We start from the raw sequence: 11,300 nt of genomic DNA on the forward strand, positions 1-11,300 counted from the left end.
TGACTCATGGGAGCCCAGCTCCGGGTCTACAAGCGTCGCATCAAATCCGTCACCGCGACCAAGAAGATCACCAAGGCGATGGAGATGATCGCCGCCTCGCGCATCGTCAAGGCGCAGCGCCAGGTGACGGCCTCCACTCCGTACGCGACCGAGCTCACCCGCGCGGTGACCGCGGTGGCGACCGGGTCGAACACCAAGCACCCGCTCACCACCGAGGTCGACTCGCCGGTGCGCGCCGCTGTCCTGCTCATCACGAGCGACCGCGGTCTCGCCGGCGGCTACTCGGCCAACGCCATCAAGGCGGCGGACCAGCTCACCGAGCGGCTCCGGGGCGAGGGCAAGGAGGTCGACACCTACATCGTCGGCCGCAAGGGTGTCTCGTACTACGGCTTCCGCGAGCGCAAGGTCGTGGACTCGTGGACCGGGTTCACCGACAACCCGACCTACGCGGACGCCAAGAAGGTCGCGGACCCGCTGATCGAGGCGGTCCAGAAGGACACGGCCGAGGGCGGCGTGGACGAGCTCCACATCGTCTTCACCGAGTTCATCTCGATGCTGACGCAGACGCCGGTGCAGACCCGGCTGCTGCCCCTCAGCCTCGAGAAGGCCGCGGAGGAGAGCGGGACCAAGGGCGAGATCCTGCCCCTGTTCGACTTCGAGCCGTCGGCGGAGGACGTCCTCGACGCCCTGCTGCCGCGGTACGTCGAGAGCCGTATCTACAACGCGCTGCTGCAGGCCGCCGCTTCCAAGCACGCGGCCACCCGCCGCGCGATGAAGTCGGCGACCGACAACGCCGGAGAGCTCATCAAGAGCCTCTCCCGGCTTGCCAACGCGGCCCGCCAGGCCGAAATCACCCAGGAAATCAGCGAGATCGTCGGTGGCGCCAGCGCCCTGGCCGACGCGACCGCGGGGAGTGACAAGTAATGACGACGACAGTTGAGACGGCCGTTGCCACGGGCCGCGTCGCCCGGGTCATCGGCCCGGTCGTCGACGTGGAATTCCCCGTCGACGCGATGCCGGAGATCTACAACGCGCTGACCGTGGAGGTGGCCGACCCGGCCGCCGACGGTGAGCTGAAGACCCTGACCCTCGAGGTCGCCCAGCACCTGGGCGAGGGCGTCATCCGCGCCATCTCGATGCAGCCCACCGACGGCCTGGTCCGCCAGGCCCCGGTGACCAACACCGGCAAGGGCATCACCGTCCCGGTCGGCGACTTCACCAAGGGCAAGGTTTTCAACACCCTCGGTGAGGTGCTCAACGTGCCCGAGGCGAACGCCGAGGTCACCGAGCGCTGGCCGATCCACCGCAAGGCCCCCAGCTTCGACCAGCTGGAGTCCAAGACGGAGATGTTCGAGACCGGCATCAAGGTCATCGACCTTCTCACCCCGTACGTCAAGGGTGGAAAGATCGGTCTGTTCGGTGGTGCCGGTGTCGGCAAGACCGTGCTGATCCAGGAGATGATCTACCGCGTCGCCAACAACCACGACGGTGTGTCGGTGTTCGCGGGCGTCGGTGAGCGCACCCGTGAGGGCAATGACCTCATCGACGAGATGAGCGAGTCGGGCGTCATCGACAAGACGGCGCTCGTCTTCGGCCAGATGGACGAGCCCCCGGGCACCCGTCTGCGCGTCGCCCTGGCCGGTCTGACCATGGCGGAGTACTTCCGCGATGTGCAGAAGCAGGACGTGCTCTTCTTCATCGACAACATCTTCCGCTACACCCAGGCCGGTTCCGAGGTGTCCACCCTGCTCGGCCGTATGCCCTCCGCGGTGGGTTACCAGCCGAACCTGGCGGACGAGATGGGTCTCCTCCAGGAGCGCATCACCTCGACCCGCGGTCACTCGATCACCTCGATGCAGGCGATCTACGTCCCCGCGGACGACCTGACCGACCCGGCCCCGGCCACCACCTTCGCCCACCTCGACGCGACGACGGTTCTCTCCCGTCCGATCTCCGAGAAGGGCATCTACCCGGCCGTGGACCCGCTGGACTCCACGTCCCGCATCCTGGACCCGCGCTACATCGCGCAGGAGCACTACGACGCCGCCACGCGCGTCAAGGGAATCCTGCAGAAGTACAAGGACCTCCAGGACATCATCGCGATCCTCGGTATCGACGAGCTGGGCGAGGAGGACAAGATCGCTGTCCACCGTGCCCGTCGCGTCGAGCGCTTCCTGTCCCAGAACACCCACGTCGCCAAGCAGTTCACCGGCGTGGACGGCTCGGACGTGCCGCTCGACGAGTCGATCGCCGCGTTCAACGCGATCTGCGACGGTGAGTACGACCACTTCCCCGAGCAGGCGTTCTTCATGTGCGGTGGCATTGAGGACCTCAAGGCCAACGCCAAGGAGCTGGGCGTTTCCTGAGTCCCCGGACTCGTCGCAGGGGGGCGGGCACGTTCCGCCCCCCTGCGTACGCCCCCCGGGAACACTCCCGGAAATCCCGGCCCCCACGGGCCGGAGCAGGGCCCCGGCGTTTCGGCGCCCGGCGCCCCATTAGACTTATGACCCAACACCCGGCATCTTCGCCGGGTGGTGACCCGAGGAGCCACCCTTGGCTGCTGAGCTGCATGTCGAGCTGGTCGCCGCCGACCGAAAGGTCTGGTCCGGCGAGGCCACCCTGGTCGTCGCGCGCACCACGTCCGGCGACATCGGCGTCATGCCCGGTCACCAGCCGCTGCTCGGTGTGCTGGAATCGGGCCCGGTGACCATCCGCACGAGCTCCCCCGAGGGAGTCGGCACGGTCGTCGTCGCTGTGCACGGCGGATTCATTTCCTTCGCCGACAACAAGCTGTCGCTGCTGGCGGAGATCGCCGAGCTGGCGGATGAAATCGATGCCCAGCGCGCCGAGCGCGCGCTGGAGCGTGCGAAGTCGGATTCGGACGCCGCCGCCGAGCGCCGTGCCGATGTACGACTGCGTGCGGTGGCGGTGCGCTAGCACCCCGCGAATGGTTTTCACCCTCAGCCGCGGCCCGGACTGGAATCCTCCAGACCGTGTCGCGGCTGAGGCGATGCGGGTGGTTGTGGGATTGCGGTTGGGTACTTCCAGTTCCAGGTCGATGCGAGGAGGTCGGAGGAGATGTTCCTCGCTGTGCTGGTGAGTGTCCTTTCCGTGATCGCGCTGATCGCGGTCGGACTCTTTGTCTTCGGTCTGCGCCGGCGGCTGATCCAGCGGTCCGGAGGCACCTTCGACTGCTCCCTCCGGTGGGGTGTCCCGGAGGAGCCCGACTACTCGGGCAAGGGCTGGGTCTACGGCGTGGCCCGCTACAGCGGCGACCGGATCATGTGGTTCCGGGTCTTCTCGTACGCTCCCCGGCCGCGCCGGACCCTGGAGCGCTCGGCGATCGAGGTCATCGCCCGGCGGGACCCGGAGGGCGAGGAGGAGCTGGCGCTGCTCTCGGACGCCGTGGTGCTGGGCTGTCTCCATCGCGGCACCCGGCTGGAGCTGGCGATGAGCGAGGACGCCCTGACGGGCTTCCTGGCCTGGCTGGAGGCCGCCCCGCCCGGCCAGCGGGTGAATGTGGCCTGAGCCCTCCCCGTACCGCCCCCGTGCCCTGTCAGGGCCCGGGGGTTTCGTGTGTCCGGGGGTGCCGGGGACGGGGTGGGCGTACCCGGCGGATCCGTCCCCGCGGTGCGCGGCGGGCCGGTCCGTACCGCCGGGCGGATCCGTCCCCGCGCGGGGCGGTGCGCGGGCGGGCGGCGGAGGCCGGGTGATCCGGGGGTCCGCGGGAGCGCCCGGACGGGTCCGTACCGCGATCCCCGGTCCCGTGCCCCGCCCCGCATCCCCCTCGGCGGCTCCCGGGGGCCCGTACGGCCGCGCGCGGCGCTCCGGAGGGTCCGGGCCCGGCGGCGGACATACGAAGGGGCCGGGGGATCGCCCCGGCCCCTTCTCCCTGCGGCCGGCTGTCAGAGCCCGGCGTTCATCACTTCTTCAGCTGCTACTGAAGACCGTTGTGCACCGCGGTGGCCAGTTCGCCGTTGGCGGTGTCACCACTGAACTCCCAGTAGAACGCGCCACCGAGGTTCTGGTTCTTGGCCCAGGTCATCTTGGAGCCGATGGTGGCCGGGGTGTCGTAGCCCCACCAGTTGTTGCCGCACTTGGCGTAGGCGGTGCCGCCGATGGTGCCGGTGGCCGGGCAGGTGTTCTTGAGGACCTTGTAGTCCTCGAAGCCCGGCTCATAGGTGCCGGTGGCCGCGCCGGTGGCCGTGCCGCCCGGAGTCGCCTGGGTCACGCCCGTCCAGCCGCGTCCGTAGAACCCGACGCCGAGGAGGAGCTTCTCCGCCGGAACACCCTTGGCCTTGAGCTTGTTGATCGCGTCGGCCGAGGTGAAGCCCTGCTGGGGGATGCCGGTGTACGAGGTCAGCGGGGAGTGCGGGGCCGTCGGGCCCTGCGCCGCCCAGGCGCCGAAGAAGTCGTACGTCATCACGTTGTACCAGTTGATGTACTGCGCGGCGCCGGCGTAGTCAGCCTTGTCGATCTTGCCATTGGCAGAGGCGTCCGCGGTGATGGCGGCGGTGAGCAGGTAGTTCGGGCCGACCTTGGCGCGGAACGCCTGCATCATGGTCTTGATGACGGCCGGGCCGCTGCTGTCGCAGGTGAGACCGCAGGCGTTCGGGTACTCCCAGTCCAGGTCGATGCCGTCGAAGACATCGGCCCAGCGCGGGTCCTCGACCAGGTTGTAGCAGGACTCGGCGAAGGCCGCCGGGTTCTGCATCGCCTGGGTGAAGCCACCGGACCAGGTCCAGCCGCCGAACGAGTACAGCACCTTGATGTGAGGGTACTTCTTCTTCAGCTCACGGAGCTGGTTGAAGCTGCCGCGCAGGGGCTGGTCCCAGGTGTCGGCGACACCGTCCACCGACTGGTCGGCGGTGTAGGCCTTCTCGTAGTCGGAGAAGCCGTCACCGATGGTGCAGCGGCCGTTCTGGACGTTGCCGAACGCGTAGTTGATGTGGGTGATCTTCGACGCGGTGCCGGAGGTGTCCAGGTTCTTCACGTGGTAGTTGCGTCCGTAGACGCCCCAGTTGGTGAAGTAGCCCATCTTGATCTTGGAGCCGGGACGGATGTCCTCGTCCGTGACCGTGAGCGCGGCGCTCTTCGGGCCGACCTGGTTGGCGCTGTCGCGGGCCTGGACCTCGAAGACGTAGGGCTGGTTCTTGACCAGTCCGGTGGCCTCGTAGGTGGTGGCCGGGGCGTTCACCGTGGCGACCTTGACGTTGTCGCGGAAGACGTCGTAGCTGTCGACGCGGACGTCGTCGGTGGCGGCGTCCCAGGTCAGCGTGGCCTTGCCGGCGCCGACGGTGGGGGCTGCGAGCCCGCCGGGAGCGCTCGGCGGCTGGTCGCCGGGCGGCTGGCCGTCACAGGACTTGTTGTTCAGCTTGCAGTTCGACGGAGCGCCGTTGCCGGTTCCGTTGAAGCCGAACGTGACGGTGGCGCCGGGGGGCAGCGAGTTGGCCCACGGCTTGTTCTTCGCCGTCCAGGTGTTGCCGGTGTTGGTCACATCGGCGTCCCAGGACGAGGTCACCCGGGTCCCGGTGGGGTAGTCCCAGCTGAGCGTCCAGCCGTTGATCGTGGTGGTGCCGGTGTTCTTGATGGTCCAGCTGGCGCCGAAGCCGCTGCCCCAGTCGGAGCCCTTGGCGTAGGTGGCCGTGGCCTGCTCGGCCGCCTGGGCGGGGGTGGCGAGGGCGACCAGCGCCGCCGCGGGCATGAGCATCGCGGTCACTGCCGCGACAATCTTCGACCGCAGGGAGAAGCGTGGTCTTTTCAGCGTGGGGGGTTCACTGAGACCGTGGGGTGGGGGTGTGGGCACAGGTGCTCCTTGAGAAGGTCCGGACAGTGGGGTGGGACCGTGCACTGCGCACTCTGCGTGGCTCGCCGCAGACTGTGTTGCGGTGAGAGTAGGAAGGTCTGGACCAATCGTCAATAGGTCCAGACCATAGGTGATGGATCTCGGCGGTGATCCGGCTCAGATCCCCAACTCCTGTGCCAGCACCGCCGCCTGGACCCGGCTGCGCAGGTCAAGCTTTCCGAGCAACCGGCTCACATGCGTTTTCACCGTGGCTTCAGCCATCTTCAAGCGCACCGCGATCTCCGCGTTCGACAGACCGTCGCCGAGACAGGAGAGAACCTCGCGCTCCCGGCGGGTCAGCACATCGAGAATGGCCGGATCCGGAGCATTGGGAGAGCGCACCGGGTGCGGAGTGGCGAATTCCGCGATCAGTCTGCGGGTGACCGCCGGAGCGATCAGACCCTCGCCCCGGGCCACCGTGCGCACCGCTTCCAGCAGATCCTTCGCCTCGGTGTTCTTCAGGAGGAATCCCGAGGCCCCCGCGCGGAGCGCCCCGAAGACGTACTCGTCCAGATCGAAAGTGGTCAGAACAAGGACATCCGCCAGCTTCTCCCGGACCACCTGCCGGGTCGCCGACACCCCGTCCAGCCGCGGCATCTGCACATCCATCAGCACCAGATCGGGCCGCAGCTCACGGGCGAGCCGCACCGCCTCCTCGCCGTCCGGGGCCTCCCCGATCACCTCGATGTCCGGCGCGCTGCGCAGGATCAGGACCAGCCCGGCCCGTACCGCGCGCTGATCCTCCGCCACCAGGACCCGGATCGGCGCGGGAGAGCCCGCCGGCTCCCCGGCCGCCCGCCCCCGGCCCGCCGGCTCCCCGGCCGTTCTTCCCCGGTCCGCCGCTTCCCCGGCCGCCCGCGTCCCGTCCATCCGTCCGGTCTCCGTCTCGCGCGTCATGGCGCCGGCTCCTCTCCCCGCGACCGCTGCTTCCTCTGCCTCATGCCGCGGACTCCGTCTCGTCCCGGACCGGCAGCTCCGCCGCCACCCGCCAGATCTTCTCCGGGCCGCCCGGCGGCCCCGCCTCCACACCCGCCGACACCCGGCCGTTCAGCAGCGCCACCCGCTCCCGGATCCCCGTCAGACCGGCCCCCGAGCCGGGTGCCCGCGGACCGGGACGGCTGCCGAAAACGCTGGTCACGGTCACCGTCAGCGGCTCGCCCGCGGTATGCGCGAGGGTGGTCCGCACCTCGCCGGGATCCGCGTGCTTGAGCGCGTTGGTGAGCGACTCCTGCACGATCCGGTACGCCGCCATCTCCACCGGCGCGGGCAGCGGCTGCCCGTCCCCGCGCCGGTCGTCCAGGGTGAAGACCAGCCCACTCCGGCCGCCGTTGGCGCCCGCCCGCGCGATCAGCGCGTCCAGCCCCTCGAGGGTGGGCGCGACGGCCGGCTCATGGTCGTCCGCGCCGTCCCGCAACAGCCCGATCAACCGTCGCATTTCGGCCAGTCCGGCGACGCTGTTCTCCCGGATGACCCCGAGCGCCTCCCGGGAGGTCTCCGGATTGCCGATCGACAGCGCCGCGGTCGAGTGAATGGCGATCGCCGACAGATGGTTCGCCACCATGTCGTGCAGCTCCCGCGCCATCCGCCCGCGCTCGGCCACCACCGCCTGCACCCGGTCCATCTCCGCCAGCAGCGCCGTCTGCTCGGCCCGCAGCCGGGCCGCCTCGGCGGCCTCCCGGTGATTCCGGGTGATGGCGCCGGTGAAGGCGGAACCTATGGTGACCGCCGCGATGATGACCCCCAGCAGCAGCACCTCCGCACTCTGGAAGTACACCAGCAGGGTGATGGTCGCGGCGATCGTGAAGAGCACCGAGACGACCACGATCCGGCGCGCCTGCGCGGCGGTGCCGTAGAACACCGCCGAATAGACCACATCGGTGAAGGCGATCATGGTGACGACACTGCCGGCCGTGAACTGATCGGCGGTCAGCGCGCAGGTGCCGATCAGCAGATTGGTCATCGGCAGCGAGCGCCGGAACATCTCCGAGACACAGATCGCGGCCAGCGGCACGAGCACGGTCCAGCCGGGCAGCGTGCCGCGGCCCGCGTTGGTGTGCAGACCGAGTGACCACAGCAGTACGCCGACCAGGAGCGCGGCCGTGCAGAGGAGCGCGTCGGAGCGATGGGGCCGGGGAAACGTCACCCTCCCATCAAACACGGCCGCCGGGCTCCCCGGCCTCCCCGGCGGGGCCGATCCCCGGAGCCGCGACTACATCGAAAGATGCACTGCGGCCCGGTTCCGTTTCGTCATCGGTGACGACGCGTGCGGGCCCGGCGGCCGGGAGGCTTGAAGGGTGGAAAGGAGAGGACCGTGATCGTCACCCTCATCATCATCTGTGAGATCGGCTTCTGGGTACTGCTGGCGGCCGGTCTCGCCACCCGGTACATCCTGAGGATGCCGCGCGCGGGTGCGGCGCTGCTGCTCTGCGAGCCGCTGCTGGAGATCATCCTGCTGGTCGTGACCGCGATGGACCTCAAGAACGGCGCGGAACCCAGCTGGAAGCACGGTCTGGCCGCGCTCTACATCGGCTACACCGCCGGCCACGGCCACCGCACCGTCAAGTGGCTCGACGGCCACGCCGCCCACCGTCTCGCCGGCGCCCCCCGCCCGCCGGCCCCGCCCCGCTACGGCATGGCCCGCGCCCGCCACGAGGCCCGGATCTGGTCCGGCACCCTGATCGGCGCCGCCGTCGCCTCCGGGCTGCTGCAACTGGCGATCTGGTACGTGGACGACGCGAGCCGCGTCGGTTCGCTGGAGAGCTGGATGTACCAGGCGTGGAAGATCACCGCCATCCACGGCGCCATCGCCCTGAGCTACTGGGTCTGGCCGAGGCGGGACCCGGGAGCCGGAACCCCGGCCGGGGACGGGCCGGTCCGGGTGGAGCGGCGCTGACCGGGTCCGTACCCGCTACCGCTCGCCGCCCGGCACCCACAGCACATCCCCGGTCTCCTTGTTCGCCGTCCGCGCGAGGATGAACAGCAGATCGGAGAGACGGTTGAGATAGGTCGCCGTCAGCGGGTTCATCGTCTCCCCGTGCGCCTCCAGCGCCGCCCAGGTGGAGCGTTCCGCCCGGCGGACCACCGTGCACGCCTGGTGGAGCAGGGCCGCGCCCGGGGTGCCGCCGGGAAGGATGAAGCTCCGGAGCTTCTCCAGATCCTCCAGGAAGCGGTCGCAGTCGGCCTCCAGCCGGTCGATGTAGAACTGCTCCACCCGCAGCGGCGGGTACTCGGGGTTCTCCACCACCGGCGTGCACAGGTCCGCGCCCACGTCGAAGAGGTCGTTCTGGATCCGGGTGACGACGGTGACGACCTCGTCCGCGAGCCGCCCCAGCGCGATCGCCGTGCCGAGGGCCGCGTTCGCCTCATTGGTGTCGGCGTACGCGGAGATCCGCAGATCGGTCTTGGCCGTCCGGCTCATGTCACCGAGCGCCGTCGTGCCCTGGTCTCCGGTACGGGTGTAGATGCGCGTGAGATTGACCATGCGTCCAGAGTAGTTACCCGCCCCTCACGCCGAGAGCCGGTGTGTCCGCTGTCACGGCGGGTCACCGGAGCCGATACGGTACGCAGCCGGGGCAGCCGCATGCGCGCCTCGCCCGGGGGCGGTCCGCCGGCCGCGGCGGGCACCCGCCCGGGGCCGGTGCGCCACGGGGCGGACCGGGCCGGTGTGATGTCCGCCGGACGGAGCGTGACGCGCATCTCTTCGCCGCCCTTTGTCCGCCCCGGGCCGCTAACCTCCGGGCCAGAGGCGAAATGTAAACAGTCGTTAAGGGGTGTCGAAGTGGCCGGGAAGCTCGCCGTCATCGGAGCCGGACTCATGGGTTCGGGAATCGCACAGGTCTCGGCCCAGGCCGGCTGGGACGTCGTTCTGCGCGATGTCACCGATGAGGCTCTGACCCGGGGCACCGACGGCATCAAGGCGTCCTGGGACAGATTCGTCGCCAAGGGCAGGCTCGAAGCGGCCGACGCCGACGCCGCGTTGGCCCGCATCACCACCACCACCGATCTGGACGCGGTCGCCGACGCCGACATCGTGGTCGAGGCGGTGTTCGAGAAGCTGGAGGTCAAGCACGAGATCTTCCGGGCGCTCGACAAGCTGGTGCGCGAGGACACGGTGCTCGCCTCCAACACCTCCGCCATCCCGATCACCAAGATCGCGGCGGTGACCGGACGGCCCGAGCGGGTGGTCGGCGCGCACTTCTTCTCACCCGTGCCCATGATGCAGCTGTGCGAGCTGGTGCGCGGGCACAAGACCAGCGACGAAACCCTCGCCACCACACGGGAGTTCGCCGAGTCCGTCGGCAAGACCTGCATCGTCGTCAACCGCGATGTCGCCGGATTCGTGACCACCCGGCTGATCTCGGCCCTGGTCGTCGAGGCGGCGAAGCTGTACGAATCGGGCGTCGCGTCCGCCGAGGACATCGACACCGCCTGCAAGCTGGGCTTCGGACACGCGATGGGTCCGCTCGCCACCGCCGACCTGACCGGGGTCGACATCCTGCTCCACGCCACCGGCAACATCTACACCGAGTCCCAGGACGAGAAGTTCGCCGCTCCGGAGCTGATGCGCCGGATGGTGGACGCCGGTGACATCGGCCGCAAGAGCGGGCAGGGCTTCTACACGTACTGAGCACGCACCACCGCACCCGTCCGCCGGGGGCAGCCGTCGCGGCGCGCCCGCGGCCGATCCGGCCACCGCACACTCCGGGACCGAACCGGCACCGCCGGTATCACCCTTCGGGGTGAATTCGGTATCGGTTCGCTTACAAGCAGCAACTGTGGCACCCGGCCGGGCGTCAGTTGAGGCAAGTAGGAGTAGGAGAAGGGGTGGTCGGGACGGGCGCCGGGCCGCTGGGCGGCCCATGGATCATTTCGCGGCCCGCGACACCGTCACCGGGCACGGACAGCATTTTCGGGGAGCGCATATGCACATCAGGGGCGACCACGTCGAGCTGGTTGTCGGGGGCCGCCTCGATGTCCGCAGCGCGGCGGACGCCCGTACGGTCCTGCACTCGGCGGTGGACGACGGGGACGGCGATCTGGTGCTCGACCTGACCGCCCTCGACTCCTGGGACGCCACCGGGCTCGGGGTCATCATGGGCGCCCACCGGAGGGCCGGCCGCTGTGGCCGCAGACTCGTCCTGCGCGGGGTGCCGCCGCAGATGCAGCGGCTGCTGGTCGCCACCCGGCTGCACCGCATCCTCGCGATCGAGGGCGGGCCGGCCGCCGAATCACTGCCCCGGGCCTGACATCCGGGCCCGGCGACCGGCCCGGCATCGGCGGCGAAGCGGGCGACGCGCACAATTCTCATGAAGCTGTGACCTCGTGGACAGGGCGGTACCCCGCCCGGTGAGGGATACCCTGCGGAGGTCTACGGTTCGTTCGGCTGCCGTGGTGCGGACCGCGCGGAGGAGCCCCGAGGGGCTCCGGCAAGCGCCTCCGCGGAACGGTCCGGCGG

The 11,300-nt window shown here is 69.7% G+C and carries 11 protein-coding genes; 7 read left to right on the forward strand and 4 right to left on the reverse strand.

The genetic code is table 11. The annotated features are described in order from the left end of the window. Nucleotides 1-6: 6 nt before the first annotated feature. The 4 genes from AAFN69_RS21945 (at nt 7) to AAFN69_RS21960 (ending at nt 3,528) form a co-directional block, all read left to right on the forward strand. Entirely contained in the window at nt 7-924 is a 918-nt protein-coding gene (locus AAFN69_RS21945; RefSeq protein ID WP_347730349.1) for a F0F1 ATP synthase subunit gamma, read from the forward strand. Further along, nucleotides 924-2,366 (forward strand): F0F1 ATP synthase subunit beta, encoded by a 1,443-nt coding sequence (atpD, locus tag AAFN69_RS21950; RefSeq protein ID WP_347730350.1) that lies wholly within the window; start codon nt 924-926, stop codon nt 2,364-2,366. Before AAFN69_RS21945 ends, atpD begins: the two co-directional genes overlap by 1 nt. A 187-nt stretch (nt 2,367-2,553) precedes the next feature. Then, the gene (locus AAFN69_RS21955) at nt 2,554-2,937 is read left to right on the forward strand and encodes a F0F1 ATP synthase subunit epsilon (RefSeq protein ID WP_347730351.1); all 384 of its coding nucleotides are present in this window, start codon (nt 2,554-2,556) and stop codon (nt 2,935-2,937) included. Between the two features lie 141 nt (nt 2,938-3,078). Continuing rightward, entirely contained in the window at nt 3,079-3,528 is a 450-nt protein-coding gene (locus AAFN69_RS21960; protein ID WP_347730352.1) for a DUF2550 domain-containing protein, read from the forward strand. Nucleotides 3,529-3,937: 409 nt separating this feature from the next. Here the strand turns inward: AAFN69_RS21960 and AAFN69_RS21965 are convergent, their stop codons facing one another. The 3 genes from AAFN69_RS21965 to AAFN69_RS21975 form a co-directional block, all read right to left on the reverse strand. Next, a complete protein-coding gene (locus AAFN69_RS21965) occupies nt 3,938-5,710 on the reverse strand; it encodes a glycoside hydrolase family 18 chitinase (RefSeq protein ID WP_347730515.1) in 1,773 nt (590 codons plus the stop codon). A gap of 252 nt (nt 5,711-5,962) precedes the next feature. After that, nucleotides 5,963-6,742, reverse strand: coding sequence for a response regulator transcription factor (locus AAFN69_RS21970; RefSeq protein WP_347730353.1), 780 nt, complete (start codon nt 6,740-6,742; stop codon nt 5,963-5,965). Nucleotides 6,743-6,782: 40 nt separating this feature from the next. Continuing rightward, a complete protein-coding gene (locus AAFN69_RS21975) occupies nt 6,783-7,988 on the reverse strand; it encodes a histidine kinase (protein ID WP_347730354.1) in 1,206 nt (401 codons plus the stop codon). Between the two features lie 168 nt (nt 7,989-8,156). On the opposite strand from AAFN69_RS21975, the gene AAFN69_RS21980 reads away from it, so the two are divergent. Next, the gene (locus tag AAFN69_RS21980; protein ID WP_347730355.1) at nt 8,157-8,738 is read left to right on the forward strand and encodes a hypothetical protein; all 582 of its coding nucleotides are present in this window, start codon (nt 8,157-8,159) and stop codon (nt 8,736-8,738) included. Nucleotides 8,739-8,753: 15 nt separating this feature from the next. Here AAFN69_RS21980 and AAFN69_RS21985 read toward each other — a convergent pair whose 3' ends face one another. After that, the gene (locus AAFN69_RS21985; RefSeq protein ID WP_347730356.1) at nt 8,754-9,326 is read right to left on the reverse strand and encodes a cob(I)yrinic acid a,c-diamide adenosyltransferase; all 573 of its coding nucleotides are present in this window, start codon (nt 9,324-9,326) and stop codon (nt 8,754-8,756) included. Between the two features lie 297 nt (nt 9,327-9,623). Between AAFN69_RS21985 and AAFN69_RS21990 the strand changes: the two genes are divergently transcribed. After that, a complete protein-coding gene (locus AAFN69_RS21990; protein ID WP_347730358.1) occupies nt 9,624-10,472 on the forward strand; it encodes a 3-hydroxyacyl-CoA dehydrogenase family protein in 849 nt (282 codons plus the stop codon). A gap of 295 nt (nt 10,473-10,767) precedes the next feature. Continuing rightward, the gene (locus tag AAFN69_RS21995; RefSeq protein ID WP_347730359.1) at nt 10,768-11,091 is read left to right on the forward strand and encodes an STAS domain-containing protein; all 324 of its coding nucleotides are present in this window, start codon (nt 10,768-10,770) and stop codon (nt 11,089-11,091) included. Nucleotides 11,092-11,300: the final 209 nt, after the last annotated feature.

The sequence above is a fragment of the Streptomyces sp. CAU 1734 genome, assembly GCF_039888735.1.
Taxonomy (GTDB): Bacteria; Actinomycetota; Actinomycetes; order Streptomycetales; family Streptomycetaceae; genus Streptomyces.